This is a genomic window from Streptomyces coryli, assembly GCF_011044975.1.
Taxonomy (GTDB): Bacteria; Actinomycetota; Actinomycetes; order Streptomycetales; family Streptomycetaceae; genus Streptomyces; species Streptomyces coryli.
In genome coordinates, this window is record NZ_JAAKZV010000065.1 from 1 (window position 1) to 20774 (window position 20774).

At 72.4% G+C, this 20774-nt stretch carries 22 protein-coding genes and 1 pseudogene; 6 read left to right on the plus strand and 17 right to left on the minus strand.

Annotated elements, in window-relative coordinates; translation table 11 throughout:
* Positions 1 to 35: 35 nt before the first annotated feature.
* The 3 genes from G5C51_RS16670 to G5C51_RS16680 form a co-directional block, all read right to left on the minus strand.
* Positions 36 to 1325, minus strand: coding sequence for an amidohydrolase family protein (locus G5C51_RS16670; protein ID WP_165238031.1), 1290 nt, complete (start codon positions 1323 to 1325; stop codon positions 36 to 38).
* A gap of 135 nt (positions 1326 to 1460) precedes the next feature.
* Positions 1461 to 2165 (minus strand): GntR family transcriptional regulator, encoded by a 705-nt coding sequence (locus G5C51_RS16675; protein ID WP_420824824.1) that lies wholly within the window; start codon positions 2163 to 2165, stop codon positions 1461 to 1463.
* A gap of 55 nt (positions 2166 to 2220) precedes the next feature.
* Positions 2221 to 2991: a methyltransferase domain-containing protein gene (locus G5C51_RS16680; RefSeq protein ID WP_165238033.1), complete on the minus strand. Its 771-nt coding sequence runs from the start codon at positions 2989 to 2991 to the stop codon at positions 2221 to 2223.
* Positions 2992 to 2998: 7 nt separating this feature from the next.
* Here G5C51_RS16680 and G5C51_RS16685 point away from each other — a divergent pair, with 7 nt between their 5' ends.
* A complete protein-coding gene (locus G5C51_RS16685; RefSeq protein ID WP_240929716.1) occupies positions 2999 to 3433 on the plus strand; it encodes a MerR family transcriptional regulator in 435 nt (144 codons plus the stop codon).
* On the opposite strand, the gene G5C51_RS16690 is transcribed toward G5C51_RS16685, so the two are convergent.
* From G5C51_RS16690 to G5C51_RS16710, 5 genes are all read right to left on the minus strand, one after another.
* Positions 3416 to 3790 carry a DUF7768 domain-containing protein gene (locus G5C51_RS16690; RefSeq protein ID WP_165238035.1) on the minus strand — a complete coding sequence of 125 codons (375 nt, stop codon included), beginning with the start codon at positions 3788 to 3790 and terminating at the stop codon, positions 3416 to 3418. The two genes, G5C51_RS16685 and G5C51_RS16690, sit on opposite strands and share 18 nt — an antisense overlap.
* Positions 3791 to 3832: 42 nt before the next feature.
* Entirely contained in the window at positions 3833 to 4333 is a 501-nt protein-coding gene (locus G5C51_RS16695) for a hypothetical protein (RefSeq protein ID WP_165238037.1), read from the minus strand.
* Between the two features lie 277 nt (positions 4334 to 4610).
* Positions 4611 to 4847: a hypothetical protein gene (locus tag G5C51_RS16700; RefSeq protein ID WP_165238039.1), complete on the minus strand. Its 237-nt coding sequence runs from the start codon at positions 4845 to 4847 to the stop codon at positions 4611 to 4613.
* Positions 4848 to 4935: 88 nt separating this feature from the next.
* Entirely contained in the window at positions 4936 to 5691 is a 756-nt protein-coding gene (locus G5C51_RS16705) for a hypothetical protein (protein ID WP_165238041.1), read from the minus strand.
* 58 nt (positions 5692 to 5749) lie between these two features.
* On the minus strand, positions 5750 to 7129 hold the full coding sequence (locus G5C51_RS16710) for a hypothetical protein (protein ID WP_165238043.1): 1380 nt from the start codon (positions 7127 to 7129) through the stop codon (positions 5750 to 5752).
* Positions 7130 to 7243: 114 nt separating this feature from the next.
* Between G5C51_RS16710 and G5C51_RS16715 the strand changes: the two genes are divergently transcribed.
* Positions 7244 to 8449, plus strand: coding sequence for a molybdopterin-dependent oxidoreductase (locus G5C51_RS16715; protein ID WP_165238045.1), 1206 nt, complete (start codon positions 7244 to 7246; stop codon positions 8447 to 8449).
* A complete protein-coding gene (locus tag G5C51_RS16720; protein ID WP_338118176.1) occupies positions 8446 to 8859 on the plus strand; it encodes a hypothetical protein in 414 nt (137 codons plus the stop codon). Before G5C51_RS16715 ends, G5C51_RS16720 begins: the two co-directional genes overlap by 4 nt.
* Here the strand turns inward: G5C51_RS16720 and G5C51_RS16725 are convergent.
* From G5C51_RS16725 to G5C51_RS16735, 3 genes and pseudogenes are all read right to left on the minus strand, one after another.
* The gene (locus tag G5C51_RS16725) at positions 8771 to 9463 is read right to left on the minus strand and encodes a class I SAM-dependent methyltransferase (RefSeq protein WP_165238049.1); all 693 of its coding nucleotides are present in this window, start codon (positions 9461 to 9463) and stop codon (positions 8771 to 8773) included. The two genes, G5C51_RS16720 and G5C51_RS16725, sit on opposite strands and share 89 nt — an antisense overlap.
* Before the next feature lie 218 nt (positions 9464 to 9681).
* Positions 9682 to 10326, minus strand: a pseudogene (locus G5C51_RS16730) (TIGR04282 family arsenosugar biosynthesis glycosyltransferase); the annotation flags it as partial.
* Positions 10323 to 10994: a glycosyltransferase family 2 protein gene (locus G5C51_RS16735; RefSeq protein ID WP_240929714.1), complete on the minus strand. Its 672-nt coding sequence runs from the start codon at positions 10992 to 10994 to the stop codon at positions 10323 to 10325. The pseudogene G5C51_RS16730 and the gene G5C51_RS16735, both read right to left, overlap by 4 nt.
* 125 nt (positions 10995 to 11119) lie before the next feature.
* Between G5C51_RS16735 and G5C51_RS16740 the strand changes: the two genes are divergently transcribed.
* A complete protein-coding gene (locus G5C51_RS16740; RefSeq protein WP_165238055.1) occupies positions 11120 to 11857 on the plus strand; it encodes a response regulator transcription factor in 738 nt (245 codons plus the stop codon).
* Positions 11854 to 12966: an ATP-binding protein gene (locus tag G5C51_RS16745; protein ID WP_165238057.1), complete on the plus strand. Its 1113-nt coding sequence runs from the start codon at positions 11854 to 11856 to the stop codon at positions 12964 to 12966. Before G5C51_RS16740 ends, G5C51_RS16745 begins: the two co-directional genes overlap by 4 nt.
* 3 nt (positions 12967 to 12969) lie before the next feature.
* Here the strand turns inward: G5C51_RS16745 and G5C51_RS16750 are convergent, their stop codons facing one another.
* The 3 genes from G5C51_RS16750 to G5C51_RS16760 all read right to left on the minus strand — a co-directional run bounded on the left by G5C51_RS16750 (position 12970) and on the right by G5C51_RS16760 (position 15540).
* A complete protein-coding gene (locus G5C51_RS16750) occupies positions 12970 to 13968 on the minus strand; it encodes an NAD-dependent epimerase/dehydratase family protein (RefSeq protein ID WP_165238059.1) in 999 nt (332 codons plus the stop codon).
* Between the two features lie 88 nt (positions 13969 to 14056).
* Entirely contained in the window at positions 14057 to 14770 is a 714-nt protein-coding gene (locus G5C51_RS16755; protein WP_165238061.1) for an SDR family NAD(P)-dependent oxidoreductase, read from the minus strand.
* A 23-nt stretch (positions 14771 to 14793) separates the two neighbouring features.
* Complete coding sequence (locus G5C51_RS16760) at positions 14794 to 15540, minus strand: VOC family protein (protein ID WP_165238063.1); 747 nt, start codon at positions 15538 to 15540, stop codon at positions 14794 to 14796.
* 248 nt (positions 15541 to 15788) lie between these two features.
* Here G5C51_RS16760 and G5C51_RS16765 point away from each other — a divergent pair, with 248 nt between their 5' ends.
* On the plus strand, positions 15789 to 17213 hold the full coding sequence (locus G5C51_RS16765; RefSeq protein WP_165238065.1) for an endo-1,4-beta-xylanase: 1425 nt from the start codon (positions 15789 to 15791) through the stop codon (positions 17211 to 17213).
* An 11-nt stretch (positions 17214 to 17224) separates the two neighbouring features.
* On the opposite strand, the gene G5C51_RS16770 is transcribed toward G5C51_RS16765, so the two are convergent.
* From G5C51_RS16770 to G5C51_RS16780, 3 genes are all read right to left on the minus strand, one after another.
* Positions 17225 to 18640 (minus strand): M20/M25/M40 family metallo-hydrolase, encoded by a 1416-nt coding sequence (locus G5C51_RS16770; RefSeq protein ID WP_165238067.1) that lies wholly within the window; start codon positions 18638 to 18640, stop codon positions 17225 to 17227.
* A 71-nt stretch (positions 18641 to 18711) separates the two neighbouring features.
* The gene (locus G5C51_RS16775) at positions 18712 to 19866 is read right to left on the minus strand and encodes an epoxide hydrolase family protein (protein WP_206313945.1); all 1155 of its coding nucleotides are present in this window, start codon (positions 19864 to 19866) and stop codon (positions 18712 to 18714) included.
* Positions 19867 to 19886: 20 nt separating this feature from the next.
* The gene (locus G5C51_RS16780; RefSeq protein WP_338118177.1) at positions 19887 to 20729 is read right to left on the minus strand and encodes an endonuclease/exonuclease/phosphatase family protein; all 843 of its coding nucleotides are present in this window, start codon (positions 20727 to 20729) and stop codon (positions 19887 to 19889) included.
* Positions 20730 to 20774 lie beyond the last annotated feature (45 nt).

Sequence of the window (20774 nt, forward strand, 5' to 3'; positions counted from 1 at the left end):
CTCCTAGAGGGTGGGGGAGGGGCGGGTGCGCCGGCTCAGCTGTGGATGCCGGAACGCACCACGTGCGTGGGCGACTTGAGGACGCCGAGGTCCTTCAGGGGGTCGCCGGAGAGGACCAGGACGTCGCCGGCGTACCCGCGGGCCAGCCGTCCCGCGGTGCCGTCCAGGCCGAGCAGGCGGGCGGCGCCGGTGGTGGCGGTGCGGAGCGCGTCGAGCGCGGTCAGGCCGCTGGCGTGCATCAGCTCGACCTCGCCGCCGATCGGCTTGACCTTGCCGCCGGAGGAGTCGGTGCCGGCGGCGAGCGGGACGCCGAGCTCGTGCGCGGCGAGTACGGCCTTCTTGAGGACCGGGAGGTAGGCGCGGCCGCGCTCGGCGAGCACCGGGTCGGAGGAGTTGGCGAGCCCGGCGATGGCGCTGAGGGTGGGGGTGAAGTACGTACCGCGGCGGCGCATCTCGTGCAGGGTGCGCTCGCCGACGAAGACACCGTGCTCCAGGGAGGCGATGCCCGCGGTGACCGCGTCGTGGCAGCCCTTCTCGCTGTAGCTGTGGCACAGCACGCCCTTGCCGCCGCGGCGGGCCGCCGCGACCACCTCGGAGAGCTGCTCGTGCGAGTAGACCTGCTTCAGCGGGTCCTGCTCGGGCAGTCCGGCGCGCTCGTTGACGCGGGTCTTGATGGCGTCGGCACCCCGGGCGAGGTTCACCTCGACGACGCGGCGCAGCGCCTCGGCGGAGACGACGCCGTCCTCGAGGCGGGCCAGCGGGGTGAGGTCGGGGTCGGCGAGGACCGTATCGCCGAGGTCGGGGGTGACGAAGACGCCGGCGGCCTTGAGCCGGGGGGCCCGCTCGGGTGCCTGGCGGGCCAGCTCCCGTACGGCGATGTCCTGGTAGAAGTTCGTCGAGCCGCTGCGCGCGGTGGTGGCGCCCTGTCGGACGGCGTCGCGGGTCTCGGTGGCGGTGTTCAGGTGGATGTGCGCGTCGACGAGGCCGGGCAGCACCCAGCGGCCGTGGGCGTCGAGGCGCTCGATGCCGGCGGGTAGCGCGACGCGGTTGCGGGGGCCGGCGGCGGCGACCACGCCGTCGCGGATGACGACTGCGGCGTCCTCGGTGACGTCGCCGGTCGCCGGGTCGAGGAGGGTGCCGCCCTCGATGACCAGGTCACCGCCGCGGCCGTGGCCGCGGGCCGGGCGGCGCGGGGCGGCCTCCCGGGCGGAGGCGGCGGAGCCCGTGCCGAGCGCGGTCGCGGTGCCGGCGAGGGCCGCGGAGGCCGCGAGGACACCGCGGCGGGTCAGTCGGCCGGGCGGGGGCTCGGCGGGGTCGACGCACATGGGCAGCTCCTTGCGGGCAGGCGGCCTGGTCCGACTTTTTGTATACCAAACGGAGAGTCGGGGCAAGGGTGGCCCGAGGGATCTGCCTGCTGAGATGCGAATATGTGCAATATGTCCGATGGTTTAACTCAAGTGTCACGCACTTTCGGTATACAAAGCCGCGTCGCCGAAGAGAGACTTGAAGGCGACCGCCCGGCTGTCCCTGACATGCAGCAGCGTGCTCGCCGCCGCCGACTCCTCATCACCGGCCGCGATGTACCGGAACACGGCCGCGTGCTGCGCCCGCATGTGCGCCGGCTCCTCGCGCATGCCGAACAGCAGCTGCAGCTGCCAGCTCAGCTGCTCCATGGTGCGGGCCAGCAGCGGATTGCCGCCGAGCGCGACGATCTCCTCGTGGAACGCGGTGTGCGCCGCCACCTCGGCCGCCCCCTCGCCGTCCGCGGCCGCCCGCTCGGCCGACCCGAGCAGCCGCCGCAGCTCGGCAAGGCCGGCCGGCTCCTCGGGTGCCGCCTCCGCGACCCGCCGCGCCGCGATCCGCGATGCCTGTACGGCGAGCGGCTCCCACACCTCGTAAAGGTGCCGCACATCGGTCCGGTCCAGGCTGCGCACCCGCACCCCGCTGTGCGGCAGCAGCTCGAGGAGCCCCTCGGACACGAGCGCGCGCAGCGCCTCGCGTACCGGCACCCGCGACATGCTCAGCTCCTCGGCGATCTCCCGCTCGACGAGCCGCGCCCCCATCGGATAGCGCCGGTCGATGATCCGCTGCCGCACGGCATCCCGCGCCCGCACACTCAGCGAGGTCCGCCCCGCGTCCGCCCCGCCACTGCCCGCCACGTGCACCGTCCTCAAGCCCGTCGTATCCCGGGCGAGGATACGTGCGGCGTACCGGGGGCGTTTACGCGGAGGCGGAGGCCACGAAGAACGGAATGGCGATGAGGAGGCGGCCGGTCTCGGCGCGGCGGCGCTGCTCGGCGAGCCACTCGTCGGCCTGGTCCCGGGTGATGGCGCCGCCGGCGCAGGCCGGCTCGGCGAGCCTTGTGAGCAGCGACAGCATCGCGGGGTCGGTGAACACGCTCGTGTGCACCTCGACCGTGACATGGTCGAAGCCGCCGTCCAGGAGCAGGCCGCGGTACTGGCGGCCGGCGCGGGGTGTGCCCAGAAGGTCGGCGCGGGCGTGCACGATCGTGCGGGTGAGCGCCGCGTCAGCCGAGTCGATCATGATGGCGTCCCAGTCCTGGCCGACCAGGACGATCCTGCCGCCCGGGCAGAGGACCCGTCGCGCCTCCGCCACCGCGCGCCCCGGCTCCTGAAGTACGTGGAAGACCTTGTCGGCGCGGTAGCCGCGGACGCTGCCGTCGGCGAACGGCAGATCCTCCGCCCCCGCCTCCCGGAACCCGGCCTCCGGCCACCGCTGCCGGGCCGCGGCCAGCATCCGCGGGTCGGGGTCCACGCCCACCGCGTGGACGCCGCGTTCGGCGAGTTCGGCGACGGCGCGGCCGGCGCCGCAGCCGACGTCCACGACGGTCGAGTCCGGGACGAGAGACAGCAGTTCGTAGGAGCGGTCCCGTAGACGGGTGGCGCTCGGCATCCGGTCCGCCGCGTCGAGGACGGCCAGCAGGGCTTCGGTGTCGCGGTGTTCATCCACCGCTTCCTGGTGCTTGGACATGCGCGTCATGCTGCGACTTAATGTCGGCATGAAGTCAAGCGATGACGGCGGCGCCGGCACGTTGCGCATCGGCGCCCTCGCGGCCCGGTTCGGCCTGGCCACGCACGTGCTGCGGCATTGGGAGACGATGGGCCTGCTGCACCCCGGACGGGACGCCGCCGGACGCCGCCGCTACGGTGCGGACGACCTCACCCGCGTAGCGGCGATCCTCACCATGAAGGAAGCAGGCCTCAGCCTGACTACCATCAGGAGCCTGTCCGCAACCGCCGACCGCACCACCCGACACGAGCTCCTGCGCCCCGCGGCCGAAGAACTCCGGTCGAGAATCGCAGCAGCCCAGGCTTCATTGACGCTCATCGAGAGCGGCCTGAACTGCACGCACGAGGACGTCACCCAGTGCCCGAACTACCTGAGGCGCATCGCATCACGCCTGGGCGATTAGCTGTTCCAGCTCGAACCGGCGGGTCTCGACCTCATCGTCGTAGACATCCGTGAAGTCGCGCAGGTCCTTGCGGCGCCCACGGCTGAGCAGGTGCTGGACTTCAAAGAGGGTCCCGGCGGAAATTCCGAAGAGCCACACCTCGTCGCAGATGTCGATGAGCCGGCAACACCATTCCAGTGTTCGTTCGCGGCCTGGAGGGCCGCCCTCGAAGAGCGGATACGGGAACGCCAGGAAGGGGTTGAGCGGTGCGTGCCCACCCTCGACGACCACGTTCTGGAACTCGTCCGCGCGGCTCGCCATCCTGCTCGGGCAGGCGACGTAGACGAGCAGGGGTGAAGCTGGCTTGGCCTCGATCACGCCAGCAGCCTACAACCGCTGCCGGAGCACACCTTCGTCGCGTCAAACGATCAGCCGGACAAGGCCGTAGGCCTCAATCGTCAGCATCGCCACGCCAAAGGCGGTGACGACTTCGGAGACACGTGGTCGTTTGATGACCTGCAACTGCCGCACGCGCTGCATCGTCGTCATGGACTTACGGGCATTGCTGAAACCGCGGTAGTGCTGCATGTCGAGGCCGGGTATGGCTTCGCTCAGCCGCTCCTCGATCTCGGCAAGACGATCGTTTCGCATTTCGCCGTAGCGGTTCAGCGGCATGAAGACGCCCAAGTACCAGAAGATGATGGGGACCGGGGCGATGAGTTCAATATGGCTGCCCTTGCCCAGAGTCAGCAGGCCCGCACCGATGGCCGCGAACAGGCCGCTGGCCTGCCAGATGGTGGCGTAGGTGTGCCGGTAGCTCTCCATGCACTGCTGGTACTCCACCAGATAGGCCTGGATGGCCTCCGCGGATATCGCGGGAACAGGTGGTGGCGGGTCCGGTCCTCCTGCGGCACTGGCCATGCGATGTCCTCTCCTCGGACCGACCTGCCGGGCAGAATTCCGCGGTTACATTCTGCATCGCTCAGGGCCGGGCGCGTTGTGCCCTTCGGGCCTGTCGGTGCATCGGCGGTGCATCGGGTCGCGGGCCAGGCTGATCGCCTGACGCTGTGGTACGACGTCGCCGGAGGCGAGGACGCGCCCGCCATCGTCTTCCCTGCTCGATTTCGTGCCGAATTCGCAGCCCTGGGCTCAGGCCAGTGATCCCGTGAAATAACTCGCACAGGGCGGCTGAGCGCACTCACGTCACGTCGGTGACGTCCACCATGCGTCGCAGTTTTGCCTGGGCGCGGGCGGCGTTGGCGCCCGGGACCAGGATCTCCGCGGTGGCGTGGCCGCCGGGGGTCGTGGCGTAGGTGAGGGCGACGACGCCGACGCTGTTCAGGACGGCGGTGATCCGGCAGAGCGTGCCGTGGTTGTGGTGGAGGGTCACCGTGAGGGTGCGGTGGAGCTGTTCGTCAGACGTGGCCTCTCGCATGCCACGAAGTCTTCGCAAACGACCGGTGCTTGCGCTTCGTCCGCCGCGCAGAGCCCCGCCGCCTCGCGTCGTCGCCGGCGACGAAGCCTCACGGGTGGCCGGACTTGCTGCACCCGCCGGGCTCGGTCCGCGCCTCCGTCGTCTGCCAGTCGCCCTCCTCGCCCTTGCGGAGCTTCGTCGTGAGGCGCGGGTACGTGCCGGGCTCGGCCAGGGCGTAGCGGACGTGGCCGTTCGTCTCCTGGCTCGCCTCGAAGACGTTCAGGTCCGCGCAGTACGCCAGCGACGCGTGCGCGCCGTCGTCCGCGACCGTGACCCGCGGGTCGTAGAAACGGGCGGTGCCGCTCAGTGCGAGGCGGGACTGGAACTGCTCGGCGTAGCTCTTGCGGCACTTCCAGGCCGCGGAGCCCTTCGCGTAGTACTCGTCGAAGTCCGGCTGCACCGGCGGCGCGTCCTCGCCCGGGTGGTCGTCGAGGGCCAGCGAATAGGTCTGCCGCTCGGCCTGCGCCGCGGCGTCGAGCACCTGCTGCTCGGCCTTGTCCTCGGCCTCCCAGTCGGCGAAGCGCATCTGGACGCTGCGGGGCAGCGAGGCCGAGGTGCTGGGGGGCGCGCCGCGCTTGTGCGAGTCGGGCCCCAGCGGCGGATCGGTGGGCTTGGCGGACGACCGGTTGTGCGGCTTGCCGTAGCCCCGCGGGTCGCCGCCGCAGTCGGCGGCCGGGCCGGACGGGCTCACCTCGGCCACCGGTGGCTTGTCCCGGCCGGCCACCTCCTCCCCGCAGGCCGCCAGCAGCGGGAGGGCGGCGACGGCGGCGGCAGCGGTGCGTACGGTCCGGGTGCGGCGGATCACGATCAGTCTCCTGCTCGGGTGCGAGGTGCCCGACCCAAGCTAGTTGACCAAGCCGCGCTCACCAGCCGGTCACCAGAAGATGGTTGACGACCAGCGCCACCAGGCCCTGCGCCGCCAGCCACCAGCGTGCCGACCGCGGCGGCAGCAGCGCCGCCGCGGGCAGCAGCCACAGCGTGAACGGCAGCCAGATCCGCTCCGTCTCCGCCTTGCTCATGCCCGACAGATCGGCCGCCGCGATGGCCAGCGCGGCGGCCAGCGTCAGCGCCACCAGCGGGTTGCCGCAGCCCCGTACGGTGGTATCCCGCCAGGACCGCAGCCCCCGCCCCGCCGAGACCACCGCGCGGCGCAGCCCCGCCATCGACGCGAGGCCCGCGCTCGCCACCACCGTTGCCAGGTTCGCCCAGAGGAAATAGCGGTACGGGCGGTCCGCCGCCACCCCCTCGTAATAGCGGTCGTACAGCTCCCGATAGCCCTCCCACCACCAGAACCCGGCGGCGGTGAAGACCGCCACGACCACCCCGGCCCCCAGCGCCGCCCACGGCACCGGACGCAGCGTCCTGGCCGACCACAGCACCGCCGCCACCAGCACCACCAGCAGCGTCAGCCCGTACGAGAGATACAGCGCCCACCCCAGCAGCAGCCCGGCGCCGAGACCCGCCCACCGCGACCCGTGCACCGCGCACATGGCCAGCAGCGCCAGCGCCCATGCCGCCACCGCCGCGAAGTAGCCGTCGGCCGACACCCCGGCCCACACCGCCCAGGGCGTGAGCACCAGGAAGGGCGCCGCCCGCCGGGCCGCCGCCTCGGCGCCCAGCGTGCGCAGCGTGACCAGCACCGCCGCGGCCGCCGAAGCCGCGGCGGTGAGGACGAGGACAGCGGCCCAGGCGCCGCCGCCGAGGCCGATGCGGTCGAGGCCGACGAAGGTGGTGATGGCGCCCGGCGGGTGGCCGGCGATGTGGGCGGGCCAGTTGTCGGGGGCGGTCGACTTGGAGATGTAGCGGGTGTACGTGCGCAGCGCCTCGCCCAGGTCGTCGAAGCGGTGGATGCCCTGGTCGCCGCCCGCGTACAGGTACTCGTTCTTCGCGGTGAGCCGCCCGGCCACCCCGTCCCGCCAGCCGTCGACGAGGGCGAGGGACCACAGCCAGGCCATCGACGCCAGCCAGCTGCCCAGCAGCAGCCACCGCCACGACAGCCGCGCGGCCAGCGGCGGCCCGTACGCGATGATGGCCACGGCCAGCGCGACCGCGGCCACGGTGCCGGGGCCGGTGTGCGGGTCCCAATAGGCGTACAGCGGCGGCCAGTCCAGGAAGAGCGGTGCCCGGCCGTTCGGCTGCCGCATGCCCCAGCCGACCGCGCTCGCCAGCGCGAAGAGTCCGGCGCAGAGCAGTGCGGTCAGCACATCCGCGCGGTGGCAGGGGGCAGAGTTCGCCGTGGGCATGGCTCCACCGTAGGCAGAGTTGATCAGTGCACCGGGCCGGCAGCCGCGGACGTCACGGTTTCGTCAGGTGTCACACGGCCCTGCCGGACCCCGGGCGCTCATACGGTCGAGGACATGAACGGCAACAAGCGCGGCTTCTGGCGCAGTCCGCTGCGCGGTCCGTGGTTCACCTCGGTGCTGGGACTGGTGCTGCTGATCGGCCTGCCCGTCCTCTTCGTCACCGGACTGCTGTCGTACGCCGCGTACAACCCGGATCTGGGCCGCGGCAACGACCACACCCCGGACCGCGGCATCCTCGGCTTCTTCCTCTTCCCCTGGCCCACCTCGCCGCACTGGCTCTACCGCGTCACTCAGGGCATCCATGTGATCGGCGGCTTCGTGCTGATCCCGGTGGTGCTGGCCAAGCTCTGGTCGGTGTTCCCGCGGCTGTTCCAGTGGCCGCCGGTGCGGTCGCTGACGCATGCGCTGGAGCGCGGGTCGCTGCTCCTGCTCGTCGGCGCCACGCTCTTCGAACTCGTCACCGGCGTGCTGAACACCCAGCTCGACTACCTCTTCCCCGGCTCGTTCTACCGCGTGCACTACTACGGCGCCTGGGTGTTCTTCGCCGCGCTCGTCGTCCATGTCGCGCTGCGCCTCGGCAAGCTGCGCCGCGGCCTGAGGGACGAGGGAGGTGAGGAATTGCGCGCGCCGGACCCCGCACCATCCACCATCAGCCGGCGCGGTGCGGTGGCGCTGGTCGGCGCCGGGTCGCTGACGCTGTTCGCCGTCACCGCCGGGCAGGTGACCGGCGGCCCGCTGCGGCGCACCGCCCTGCTCGCGCCGCACGGCGGCGCGGACCCCGGACCGGAGCAGAACGGCTTCCAGGTCAACAAGACCGCGGCCGGGCGCGGCATCCGGGCCGCCGATACGGGCGAGCACTGGCGGCTGCGGCTGCGCGGTCCTGGCGGCGATCTCGCCCTCAGCCGGGCCGAGTTGCTGGAGCTCGAGCAGCACACCGTCCGCCTCCCCATCGACTGCGTCGAGGGCTGGTCCACCGGCGACCAGACCTGGACGGGCGTACGGCTGAAGGACCTCGCGGCGCTGGCCGGCGCGGAGCCGGACCACATGTACGTCGAGTCGCTGCAGCGCGCCGGCGCCTTCCGCCAGGTGTGGCTGCGCGCCAATCAGGTGCGCGACGGACGCTCGCTGCTGGCGCTCGGCGTCAACGGCGCCCCGCTGTCGAAGGACCACGGCTTCCCGGCACGGATCGTCGTCCCGAACAACCCGGGCGTGCACCAGACCAAATGGGTCGAGCGCCTCACCATCGGGAGGCCGGTGTGAAACTCCTGCTGCTGCTCGCCTCGTTCGCGCTGACCGCGTATGCCGGGATCCGGATGCTCGACGGCGACTGGTTCCTGATCGCCCTGTGGGTGGTGGGGGCGGCGGTCGCGCACGATCTGCTGCTCATCCCGCTGTACGCCGCCCTGGACCGGGGCGCGCAGCGCGTGCTCGGGCCCGGGCTGATCAACTACGTGCGCGTCCCCGCCTTCCTCTCCGGGCTGTTGCTGCTGGTCTTCGCCCCGCTGATCCTGCGCGGCAGCGCGGGTTACGAGCCGGCGACCCTGAAGTCCCCCGATGTCTTCCTGGGCCGCTGGCTGCTCCTCACCGGCGTGCTGTTCGCCCTGTCGGCTCTGGTGTACGCAGTGCGGCGAAGCACCGGCCGTCCGCGGTCCACGTCTCCCGAGCGCTGAACCGGCCGGTCGCGCGGGCGTGCCGCAGCAGCGCGTCCGTGCCGACCCGCGCCCACGGGAAGTCCGGGCCCGGCGCGCTGCCGGTGCCGTCGTCCACATGCACCAGCACCTGCTCGTCGACCTCGTACGGCAGCGCCTCCACCAGCAGCAGCCCGCCGGGCGCCAGCAGCCCGGCCACCCGGGCCAGCAGCGCGGCCGGGTCGCCGCCGATGCCGATGTTCCCGTCCATCAGCAGGGCGGTGCCCCAACGCCCCTCGCCGGGCAGGTCGTCGAAGACCGAGCGGAGCAGCGCGCTGCCGCCGCCCGCGTTCGTACGGTCCACCGCCTCGGCGCTGACGTCGATGCCCAGCGCCTGGCGCCCGAGACCGGCCAGCGCGGCGACGAGGCGGCCGGGTCCGCAGCCGATGTCGAGTACGGAGCCGGTGCACTGCCGCAGCACCGACCAGTCGGCCGGGTCGGGCAGCCCGCACCAGCGCTCGATGTCCAGCGGCAGCAGCCAGCCGTCGGCACGGCGCAGGAACAGCGGCCCGCGCCCGGTGCGGACGGCCGCCGCGTACGGCTCGGTGACGGGCCAGGCGGCCGCGTCGGTGAGAGTCGGCTTCATCGTCGGCCTCCGGCGGGTGGGGTCGGTGAGGTCGGCGCGAACGGCGAAACGGGCGCGGACGGCGAAACGGGCGCGGACGGCGGATCGAGCGCTGACGGCGGATCGAGCGTGGACGGCGAAGCGGGCGTGGACGGCGAAGTGGGTGTGGACGGCGAACTGGGTGCGGACGGCGGAACGGGCGTGGACGGCGGAACGGGCGTGCGCTGCGGCACCGTCGCCCCCGCCGCGCCGAGCCGGCGCGCCTCGGCGGCGAACTCCCCGTCACGCGGCGCCTCGGCCGCCACCAGCGGCACGTCCTGCGGATGGTCGACGTCCCGCAGCGCCGGCAGCCCGCCGACCCGCAGCCCCGCCGCCCGCAGCCGCCGCAGCTGCTCCGCCCCCGTCTCCGGCACCGACATCGGCACCCCGCGCAGCAGCGCCGGATCGGGCTCGGCGAGCCCCAGCGCCCAGAAGCCCCCGTCGAGCGCGGGCCCGAAGTAGGCGTCGGCCCGCTCCCACGCGTCCGGCCGGGTGGCCGGGGCCAGCAACTCCGGTGAGACCTGCGGGGTATCCATGCCGATCAGCAGCGCCGGCCCGCCCGCACCGGCGAAGGCCGCGGCGAGCCGCTCGTCCAGCCCGCCGGCGACCTGCGGCCACACCTCGTAACCCGGCGGCAGCCAGTCACCGGGCCGGCCGTCGAGGACCAGGACCCGTCGGCGTACGGGAAGGAGCAGCCCGGCGCGCAGCGTGTCGGCGAGCGCCGCGCGGGCGAGGGCAGCGGCCTGCCCGGGGGAGTAGGCGGCGGTGAGCCGCGTCTTCACCCGCCCGGGCACCGGCTCCTTGGCGATGACCAGCAGCGTCGTGCTCGTAAGGCCATCCGTCATCGCGCACCGCCCGCGGCCGGCGGCGCGCTCAGCACGGCCCGCATGTCGCGCACCGCGTGCCAGGTGCCGCGCCAGGTGCCGGTCACCTTGGACTTGCCGGTGCGGGGGAGGTACGGGACGTCCTGCTCGGCGATCAGCCAGCCCCGGTCGGCGGCCCGTACCACCATCTCCAGCGGGAAGCCGCTGCGGCGGTCGGCGATGCCGAGGGCGATGAGCGGCTCGCGCCGGGCCGCGCGCATCGGACCCAGGTCGTGCAGGCGCAGGCCGGTGCGCCGGTGCAGCATCCGGGACAGCGCCAGGTTGCCGGCGCGGGCGTGCAGCGGCCAGGCGCCGCGGCCCTGCGGGCGGCGGCGGCCGAGCACCAGGTCGCGTTCGCCGGAAAGCACCGGCTCCGCGATCCCGGGCAGCAGCCCCGGGTCGAGGGAGGCGTCGCAGTCGCAGAAGCAGACCACCTCCGCCGTGGCCGCCGCCAGCCCGGCCGCGCAGGCGGCGCCGAAGCCGCGGCGCGGCTCGGTGACCACCGTGGCGCCCAGCGAGCGGGCGAGGTCTGCGGAGCCGTCGGTGGAGCCGTTGTCGACGACGATCGGATGCCAGCCGGACGGCATCCGCGCGAGCACCCAGGGGAGGGCTTCGGCCTCGTTGAGACACGGCAGGATTACATCGGTCATGCCCATACACCCTACGAGCGCATAACGGGCATAAGTGGCGTAGGGATCTTACGAAATGCGAACGGCGCCCCGCTCCCGGGATCCGGTGCGGCGGTGCACCGGGCGCTCCGTGCGAGGCTGAGCGCATGGACAAGCAGCAGGCCCGCATCCTCGTCGTGGACGACGACCCGACCGTCTCCGAAGTGATCGCGGAATACCTCGGCGGCTCGGGTTACACGGTCGACCGGGCGGCGGACGGCCCCGCCGCGCTGGAGCGGGCGGCGGACGCCTGGCCCGACCTGGCGGTGCTGGACCTGATGCTGCCGGGCATGGACGGCTTCGCGGTCCTGGCCGCGCTGCGCTCCCGCGGCCCGCTGCCGGTGATCATGCTCACTGCCCGCGGCGACGAGGACGACCGCATCGCGGGCCTGGAGCTCGGCGCGGACGACTACGTCACCAAGCCCTTCAGCCCGCGCGAGCTGGTGCTGCGGGTGGAGTCGGTGCTGCGCCGCGCGGGCGGCGAGACCCGCGGCCGCACCGGCGTGCTGCACGCCGCGGGCATCCGGCTGGACCCGGCGGCGCGGCGGGCGGTGCGCGGCGATACGGAACTGGCGCTCACGCAGCGCGAGTTCGACCTGCTCGCGCACTTCATGGCGCATCCCGGCGAGGTGTACGGCCGCGAGGAGCTGATGCGCCAGGTGTGGGGCTGGGACTTCGGGGACCTGTCGACGGTGACGGTGCACATCCGGCGGCTGCGGGCCAAGATCGAGCGGGATCCGGCGCAGCCGCTGCTGATCACGACGGTGTGGGGAGTGGGATACCGGTTCGACGCCGAACCGGACCAGCAGGCGCGGCAGACCGGGGCCACGGAGGCCGGCCGGTGACGAAGGATCTCCTCCTCATCGCCCTCTTCGCCTTCCTCGGCGCCGCCGTGGCCGGGCTGCTCGGCGCGCTCGCGCTGCGCAAGCTGCGGCACCGCTCGCTGCAGGTCTCGATCGGCGTGGTGGCCGCGACCTCCGTGCTGGCGATGCTCTTCGGCACCCTCGCCGTCGCGTGGGAGATGCTCATCAACCCGCACGACCTCAACACGGTCGTCATCGTCTGCCTGATGGCCGCCGTCGTCGCGATGGTGATGGCGGTGCTGCTCGGCCGCTGGGTCGCCGCCCGCAGCGAGGACCTCGCCCGGGCCGCGCGCAGCTTCGGCGAACAGGGCAGCTACGCCCCGCCGGACGGCGAGGCGAGCGCCGAACTGGCCGCCGTCAGCCGCGAACTGGCCACCACCAGCGCCAAGCTCGCCGAGTCCCGGGAACGCGAACGCACCCTGGAGTCCTCCCGCCGCGAACTGGTCGCCTGGATCTCCCACGACCTCCGCACCCCGCTGTCGGGCCTGCGCGCCATGGCCGAGGCCCTGGAGGACGGCATGGCCGCCGACCCGGCGCGCTACCACCGCCAGATCCGTACCGAGGTCGAACGCCTCAACGGCATGGTCGGCGACCTCTTCGAACTCTCCCGCATCCACGCCGGCGCCCTGCAGCTGACCCGGTCCCGGCTCTCGCTCTACGACCTGGTCGGCGACGCGCTCGCCGGCGCCGACCCGGTGGCCCGCGAGCACGGCGTCCGCCTCGTCGGCGCCCGCGTCGCCGAGATCCCGGTCGAGGTCGACGCCAAGGAAATGACCCGGGTCCTGGGCAACCTCCTGGTCAACGCCATCCGCCGCACCCCGGCCGACGGCACGGTGGCGGTGGCCGCGGAGACCCGCGCCGACGGCACCGTGGTCCTGTCGGTCACGGACGAGTGCGGCGGCATCCCGGAGGAAGACCTCAGCCGCGTCTTCGACACGGGCTGGCGCGGCACGAGCGCCCGGACACCACCGGCGGGGGCGGGCCTTGGGCTGGCGATCGTACGCGGCATCGTGGAGGCCCATGCGGGCCGGACGACGGTACGGAACGAGGGCCGCGGCTGCCGCTTCGAGGTGATCCTGCCGACGGGCTGAGCCTCAGCTCGCGTGCTTCGCCAACTCCGCCATCCCCGCCGCGAAGTCCACCTCCGCGCGCCAGCCCAGCTCGTCCCGCAGCCGTCGCGAGTCGGCGGTGATGTGCCGTACGTCGCCGAGGCGGTACTCGCCGGTGACCACCGGCCGCGGTCCGCCGCACGCCGTCGCCAGGGCCCCGGCCATGTCGCCGACGGTGCGGACGGTGCCGCTGCCCGTGTTGTACGCGGTGAGCGTGCCCGGCTCCAGCGCATCGGCGCCCACCGCCCGCAGCGCCACGGCATTGGCGGCGGCCACGTCGCGTACGTGCACGAAGTCCCGGCGCTGTCCGCCGTCCTCGAAGACCCGCGGCGCCTCGCCGCGGAGGAGCGCGGAGAGGAAGAGGGCCGCCACGCCCGCGTAGGGGGTGTCGCGGGGGAGGCCGGGGCCGTAGACGTTGTGATAGCGCAGCGAGACGGCGGTGCCGCCGGTGGCGCGGGCCCATACGGCGGCCAGTTGTTCCTGGGTGAGCTTGGTGATCGCGTAGACGTTGCGCGGGTCCGCGGGGGCGTCCTCCCCGACCAGTTCTGGCGCCAGCGGCTCCCCGCATGACGGGCACCGCGGCTCGAAGTTCCCCGCCTCCAGATCGGCGCTGCTCCGCGGCCCCGGCCGTACGTCCCCGTGCGCGCCGCACACGTAACGGCCCTCCCCGTACACCACCATCGACCCGGCCAGCACCAGCCGCCGCACCCCCGCCGCGGCCATCGCGGCGAGCAGTTCGGCTGTGCCAAGGCCGTTCACCGCGGTGTAGTCGGGGGCATCCGCGAAGTCCTTGCCGAGACCGACCTTTGCGGCCTGGTGGCAGACGGCGTCGACGCCCTTGAGTGCGGCGTCGAGCGCGGCGCGGTCGCGGATGTCCTGGCCCTCGGCGGCATCGAAGCCCACCGGCTCATGCCCGCCGGCCTCCAGTGCGTCGACGATCTGCGAGCCGATGAACCCGGAGGATCCGGTAACGAGAATGCGCATGCCACGACCGTAGATCCGCGGCCCGCGGCAGTCCCGGGACCGCGCCTTGCCGTCACACTTCGGTAAGCCCCGCCATCGCGGCCCGCGGTCAACCGAGCGGGACGCCCGTATGGTTCGCCAGGCTCTCGACGAGGCGTGTCCGGAAGTCCGCGTCCAGCGTCGCCGGATGCGGCGTCTGCGTCTTCCGGTGGTACCAGTAGCCCCCGTCGGCCGGGACCACCTCGGGCTCGGTGGCGAGCCACACCTGGGTCCGGTGCCCGGCGACCAAGTCGTCCGGCGCGCCGGCGCCGCCCATCCGCGTGGGCACCCACCCGGGATCGACCGCGTGGCTCGACGTCCCGTCCCACCGCGATGCGCAGGCCATCGCGAGCGCGGTGACCCACAACTTGCTGTCGGAGTAGGAGACACCGCCCGTAGCCAGCCGGCGCAGCTCGGTGGAGCCGGAGCGATGCATGGAGCTGCTCAGATAGATCAGCTTGCCCGGCTTGGCCATCAGGGCCGTCAGCAGGTACGGCGCGACGACGTTGACCGTGGCCACATCGGAGCCGTGCATCACGCCGGCGTTGTGAATGACGGCGTCGAAGCGGCCGAACGCCTCCGCCTGCCGGGCGACATCGTGGATCTCCTCGACCTGGGCCAGATCCCCGGTCACGATGCCCTTCCACCGCCCCGCACCATCCGCGCGATCAAGGCGGCCACGGTTACGGACGTGGACCACCACATCGTGCCCGACCCCTGCCAGCGCGCACGCCGCGTCCCCTCCGAGCCCGACGGCCGCCCCGGTCACCAGCACCAGCGCCATGTCAGTCGCCTCTCGTCGTCAGGTCAGCGCGGGGTGAGAACGCAGAACTCGTTGCCCTCGGGGTCGGCGAGGACCTTCCACGGGACGTCGTCGCCCTGGCCCACGTCGGCGTCCGTCGCGCCGAGCGCCCGCAGCCGGGCCACCTCCGCCGCCTGGTCGTCGCCCGGGTACGGGCTGAGGTCGAGATGAAGGCGGTTCCAGCCGGTCTTCACGTCGGGCGTGCGGATGAACTCGAGATACGGGCCGACCCCCTTGGCGGAGCGCAGCGCCGCGACGTCCTCGGTCGCCTTGTGCACGGTCCAGTCCATCGCCTCGCCCCAGAACCGGGCCATGGCCCGCGGGTCCGCGCAGTCGACCACCACCGCGGCGATCGGCCCGGTGCCCTCGTAGACCGGGTGCGGCGCGAGCACGCAGAACTCATTGCCCGCGGGGTCGGCGAGGACCGTCCACGACACGTCGTCGCCCTGACCCACGTCGGCGTCCGTCGCGCCGAGGTCCTTCAGCCGCGCGACCAGCTCCGCCTGATGGGTGGCGGAGGTGGTGGCCAGGTCGATGTGCAGGCGATTCTTCACGGTCTTGGGTTCCGGCACGCGCATCACGTCGATGAAGAGCGTGCTCGGATCGGGATACGGAACGCCCTCGGGCAGCACGTTGGTCACGACGCCGGGCACCTCGACCTCCGTGCCCCAGCCAAGGGCATCCGCCCAGAACCGGCCGAGCACGGAGTCGTCCCCGGCCTTCATCGCAATCTGCACCAGCCTCGTCGCCATGGCACCGATTCTAGGCCTGAAAAAGTTACGAGAAACTTCCGGACTCTCTGGGATCTCAACCTAGGAACGCGGCCGTCGTTGGTCAAGGTCGTCAGCCGGTCTGGCCGTAAATAGCCCCTCCGGAAGTTTCGGCGAAGAGCAGAAAGTTTTTCTACGGGAGGTGTTGACGAGTCACCGTCAACCGCTCAATCATCCGTCTGGGAATCCGGCCTTGGTTCGAGATGTCGAACACACGTGGAGGCACAGTCATGGGCTCAGCTGCCTTATCCAGACCCGTTGTCCACCGGAAGATCCGCGCTCTGCTGCTCGCGCTGATCCTCGGCGTCCTCAGTGCGGCCACCGCACTGGTCGCGCCGCCCGCCGCGCACGCCGCCGAGAGCACGCTCGGCGCCGCGGCGGCGCAGAGCGGCCGCTATTTCGGCGCCGCCATCGCCTCGGGCAGGCTGGGCGACTCGGCGTACACGACGATCGCGAACCGCGAGTTCAACTCGGTGACGGCCGAGAACGAGATGAAGATCGACGCCACTGAGCCGCAGCGGGGCCAGTTCAACTTCACCGCCGCTGACCGCGTCTACAACTGGGCGGTGCAGAACGGCAAGCAGGTGCGCGGCCACACCCTGGCCTGGCACTCCCAGCAGCCCGGCTGGATGCAGAGCCTCAGCGGCAGCGATCTGCGCCAGGCGATGATCAACCACATCAATGGCGTGATGGGCCACTACAAGGGCAAGATCGCCCAGTGGGACGTCGTGAACGAGGCCTTCGCCGACGGCAGTTCGGGAGCCCGGCGCGACTCCAACCTGCAGCGCACCGGCAACGACTGGATCGAGGTCGCCTTCCGCACCGCGCGCGCCGCCGACCCGGCCGCCAAGCTCTGCTACAACGACTACAACGTGGAGAACTGGACCTGGGCGAAGACCCAGGCCATGTACAACATGGTCAAGGACTTCAAGCAGCGCGGCGTGCCGATCGACTGTGTCGGCTTCCAGGCGCACTTCAACAGCGGCAGCCCGTACGACAGCAACTTCCGCACCACGCTGCAGAACTTCGCCGCGCTCGGCGTCGACGTGGCCATCACCGAACTCGACATCCAGGGCGCCTCGCCCACGACCTACGCCGCCGTGACCAACGACTGCCTGGCCGTCGCGCGCTGCCTCGGCATCACCGTCTGGGGTGTGCGCGACAGCGACTCCTGGCGGCCGGAGCACACGCCGCTGCTGTTCAACTCCGACGGCAGCAAGAAGCCCGCCTACACCGCCGTCCTCAACGCGCTCAACGGCGGCTCCACCACGCCCCCCGGGGATTCCGGGCAGATCAAGGGCGTCGGTTCGGGCCGCTGCCTGGACGTGCCCAACGCCAGTACCGCCGACGGCACCCAGGTCCAGCTCTGGGATTGCCACAGCGGCACCAACCAGCAATGGGCCCTGACCGCCGCCGGTGAGCTCCGGGTCTACGGCAACAAGTGCCTGGACGCCGGCGGCACCGCCGACGGCGCCAGAGTCCAGATCTACGGCTGCTGGGGCGGCGACAACCAGAAGTGGCGCCTCAACTCCGACGGATCCATCACCGGCGTCCAGTCCGGCCGCTGCCTCGATGCCGCCGGCACGTCCAACGGCACCCGGATCCAGCTCTACACCTGCTCGAACGGCAGCAACCAGCGCTGGACCCGCACCTGAGGCAGGCAGGATCAGCGCTGCGGAGCCGGGAAGGCGACCGGGCTCCGGTTGCCGGCCCGGTTCACGGCGCGGACGCCGAAGAAGACGTTGTCCTTGGACAGGTCCACGGTGTGCCGGGTCGCATCGCCCACCTTGATCACGTGGGTCCACTCCGGCGCGGTGGTCTCCCGCCACACCACCTCGTAGCCCGCCAGGTCCGGCTCCGTGCCGCGGTCCCAGACCAGCTCCGTGTCGTTCGTCAGGGAGCTGGTCAGGATCTTGGCATTGCGCGGCGTCCCCGGCGCCTGCGCGAGCGTCCACAGCGCCGCGCCGTTGACCCGCGCCACCCGCGCGATGTAGCCGAAGTCGCAGAACTCCGGCAGATCGCCGTACTGCTTGCCGTCCTCGACCCGCACGTCCTGGTGCTGGTGCGCGTAATCCTCGGCCGGCTCGGTGAAGCGGGCGGCGGGATAGCCGCGTTCGAGGAAGGGGATGTGGTCGCCGCCGCGCAGATAGCGGTCGCGGCGGTAGATCACCCGTACGTCCATGCCGGTCGCGTCATTGACCGCCACATCGCGTACGAAACGGGCCAGCTGCCGCGACGGCGAGTCGTTCTCGCCGCCGACTGAGCGGCGGGTATTGGCCTCCTCCGGCGTCTCCGAGGTGGGCACGCCCTCCGCGAAGAGCCGGACCGTATACGGGTCGCGGGTGCCGTCGTCGGCGGTTGAGCTGCCGACGATGTCGTCGGTGAACATGCCCTGCACGTTCGTGCCCGCGGCCTTGAACCGCTCCGCCATGTGAGCCGCCCCGAGCAGCCCCTGCTCCTCGCCCGCGACCGCCGCGAAGACGATGGTCGCGGCCGGGCGGCGGGTGGCCATCACCCGCGCCAGCTCCATGGCCACCGCGACACCCGAGGCGTCGTCGTCGGCGCCGGGGGAGTCGGCGGTGGCGTTCATGACGTCGGTGACCCGGGAGTCGTAGTGCCCGGAGACCACGTACACGCGATCGGGGTCGGCCGAACCGCGCAGGGTGGCCACGACGTTGGTGATCCGGGTGGGCTCCGGGACGCGTGGGACGGGCTCCTGGATGTACGACTGGAGCTCCACGGTCATGCGGCCGCCGGAGGCCGCCGCATACCGCTTCAGCTCGGCATGGATCCAGTCGCGGGCGGCGCCGATGCCGCGCTTCGGGTCGTCCTGCGTGGACAGGGTGTGCCGGGTGCCGAAGGCGGCGAGGCGGCGGACGATCGCCTCGATCCGGCCGGGGTCGATCTCCTTGAGCAGCGCGCGCAGTTCCCGGCCCGGGCGCTGCGCGGTGGGCGGAAGGCCGGCGGACTCCTGGGCGGAGGCCGTGCCGGCGCCGCCGGCGAAGGTGGCGCCGGCCGCGGCCGTCACGGCGGCCGCGGCCAGTACGGATCTGCGGGGTGGGGTGGCGGGCTGCTGAGCCATGCGTGTCATGGTCATGCAAGAAGCGGACCCTGGCAAGACACGCAGGGCACGCGCGGCCGGCCCGTGTGGGTTCAGCCCGCCGTCCGGAAGAAGGCGCGCAGATCGGCGACGAGTTCGGCCGGCGCCTGCAGCGCGGCGAAGTGGCCGCCCGCGTCGATGTCGGTCCACCGGGTGATGCGGTGGGCGCCGGCGGCCAGGCCGCGGATGGCGCGGTCGCCGCGGAAGTTGACGACGGCGGTGGGCACGCCGGAGACGGTGGCCGGGACGCCCCAGCTTTCGCTGCCGGTCTCCAGGTAGAGGCGGGCAGCGGAGCCGGCGGTGTTGGTCAGCCACAGGATGGTGGTGTTGGTCAGCACCGTGTCGCGGTCGACGGGGGTCTGCGCGGTGGTCGTGGGGTCGTGGTCGACGTACCACTCCAGGTTCCAGGCCAGCTGCCCGGCCGGGGAGTCGGTCAGGGCGTAGGCGAGGGTCTGCGGGCGGGTGCTCATCTGGGTGGCGTAGCCGTTGTGGCCGTACCACCACAGCTCGTTCTCCTCCGCCTGGACCCGCTCGGCCTCGGTGAGGTTCGCCAGCTGGCCGGGATCGCCCGCGAAGGCCGCGTTGGCCAGGGCGTTGAGGTGCACGCCGAGGACGCGCTCGGGTGCGGCGCGGCCGACCTCGGCGGCGATGATCGAGCCGAAGTCGCCGCCCTGGGCGCCGTAGCGGCCGTAGCCGAGCCGGGCCATCAGCTCGGTGCAGGCCCGGGCGATGCGGGCCGGGCCCCAGCCGGGCGCGGTGGTGGGGCCTGAGAAGGCGAAGCCGGGCAGCGACGGGGCCACGACGTGGAAGGCGTCGGCCGGGTCGCCGCCATGGGCCGCCGGGTCGGTGAGCGGGCCGATGACGCCGGCGAAGTCGGCGATGGTGCTGGGCCAGCCGTGCAGGAGCAGCAGCGGGGTGGCGTCCGGCTCGGGCGAGGGCGCGTGCACGAAGTGCAGGTGCTGGCCGTCGACGGTGGTCGTGTACTGCGGCAGGGCGTTCAGGCGGGCCTCCTGGGCGCGCCAGTCGTAGCCGCTCGCCCAGTGGCCGACGAGGTTCTGCAGATACGGCCGGGCGACGCCGTAGTCCCAGCCGGTCCCGGGCAGCTGATCGGGCCAGCGGGTGAGTACCAGCCGCTGGGTCAGGTCGTCGAGCTCGGCCTGCGGGATGTCGATCTCGAAGGGCCTGATGTCCTGATGCGCGGTGTCCATACTGCGACGGTAGGACGAGGTCAGGTCAGGTTCAGCTCGGCGCGCACCAGGTTGTGGTCCGAGTGCGCGCTGGTGTGCACGCGTTGCTTCTGCGGCTCGATGGCGCCGCGGGAGAAGATGTAGTCGAACTTGAGGTGCCAGTCGGTCGTCACCTCGCAGGCGGCGTCGGACGGGGGCCTGCACTGCGGGTCGGCGTCCGTGGCCACTTTCCACATCGGGGCGATCTCGGGGGAGTCGGGGACGGCGTTGAAGTCGCCGATGGCGATCGCGCGCTTGTGCCGGGCGAAGACCGCGGCGAAGCGGCGGGTCTGGTCGGCCCTGACCGGTTCCTGGCTCCGCTCGGCGAGGTGGGTGTTGAAGACCCGGACGGAGCGGCCGTCCACCTTGGTGGTGACCGCCAGGTACCCCCGGTCCTCGGAGCCGCCGTCGGGGTATTCCGTGTTCGTCCGGTCCGTCATCGGCGCGGCCGAGAGGATCGCATTGCCGTACGCCCCGGGGCTCCACGGGGTGCCGCCGCAGCGGCCCATCTTCCGGAGCACCATCCCGTACTCGACGTGGTAGACCAGCCCGTGCCGGTGCTCCAGATACTCCCGGATCCGCTCGACATCGCGCTGGCACGCCTCCTGCAGTCCGATGACCTGCGGCGCGTACTTGGCGATGTCCGCCGCCCGGCCGGCGTTCTGCTCACTGCCGCAGGGATTGCAGATGTTCCAGGTCATGACCCGGTTCGCTACGACGTCCCGGGCGGGCTCGACGGGCTGTGCCGTATTGGTGGGGGAACAGCTCGGCGCACTGGGGCCGAGGAGCATCAGGCAGCCCACGATCACGGCTCCGGTGAGCCACCGCGTGCCCCGTCCGAACACCTGCTCCTCCTCCGCGTGGAGATCGCGTCTAACATGCAGCCTAAC

Excerpts from the sequence above, each read along its gene's own strand:
- G5C51_RS16670 (WP_165238031.1), bottom strand. The coding sequence starts at position 1,325 with ATGTGCGTCGACCCCGCCGAGCCCCCGCCCGGCCGACTGACCCGCCGC.
- G5C51_RS16680 (WP_165238033.1), bottom strand. The coding sequence starts at position 2,991 with ATGTCCAAGCACCAGGAAGCGGTGGATGAACACCGCGACACCGAAGCC.
- G5C51_RS16685 (WP_240929716.1), top strand. The coding sequence starts at position 2,999 with ATGCTGCGACTTAATGTCGGCATGAAGTCAAGCGATGACGGCGGCGCC.
- G5C51_RS16695 (WP_165238037.1), bottom strand. The coding sequence starts at position 4,333 with ATGGCCAGTGCCGCAGGAGGACCGGACCCGCCACCACCTGTTCCCGCG.
- G5C51_RS16700 (WP_165238039.1), bottom strand. The coding sequence starts at position 4,847 with ATGCGAGAGGCCACGTCTGACGAACAGCTCCACCGCACCCTCACGGTG.
- G5C51_RS16710 (WP_165238043.1), bottom strand. The coding sequence starts at position 7,129 with ATGCCCACGGCGAACTCTGCCCCCTGCCACCGCGCGGATGTGCTGACC.
- G5C51_RS16715 (WP_165238045.1), top strand. The coding sequence starts at position 7,244 with ATGAACGGCAACAAGCGCGGCTTCTGGCGCAGTCCGCTGCGCGGTCCG.
- G5C51_RS16725 (WP_165238049.1), bottom strand. The coding sequence starts at position 9,463 with ATGAAGCCGACTCTCACCGACGCGGCCGCCTGGCCCGTCACCGAGCCG.
- G5C51_RS16735 (WP_240929714.1), bottom strand. The coding sequence starts at position 10,994 with ATGACCGATGTAATCCTGCCGTGTCTCAACGAGGCCGAAGCCCTCCCC.
- G5C51_RS16740 (WP_165238055.1), top strand. The coding sequence starts at position 11,120 with ATGGACAAGCAGCAGGCCCGCATCCTCGTCGTGGACGACGACCCGACC.
- G5C51_RS16750 (WP_165238059.1), bottom strand. The coding sequence starts at position 13,968 with ATGCGCATTCTCGTTACCGGATCCTCCGGGTTCATCGGCTCGCAGATC.
- G5C51_RS16755 (WP_165238061.1), bottom strand. The coding sequence starts at position 14,770 with ATGGCGCTGGTGCTGGTGACCGGGGCGGCCGTCGGGCTCGGAGGGGAC.
- G5C51_RS16760 (WP_165238063.1), bottom strand. The coding sequence starts at position 15,540 with ATGGCGACGAGGCTGGTGCAGATTGCGATGAAGGCCGGGGACGACTCC.
- G5C51_RS16765 (WP_165238065.1), top strand. The coding sequence starts at position 15,789 with ATGGGCTCAGCTGCCTTATCCAGACCCGTTGTCCACCGGAAGATCCGC.
- G5C51_RS16770 (WP_165238067.1), bottom strand. The coding sequence starts at position 18,640 with ATGGCTCAGCAGCCCGCCACCCCACCCCGCAGATCCGTACTGGCCGCG.
- G5C51_RS16775 (WP_206313945.1), bottom strand. The coding sequence starts at position 19,866 with ATGGACACCGCGCATCAGGACATCAGGCCCTTCGAGATCGACATCCCG.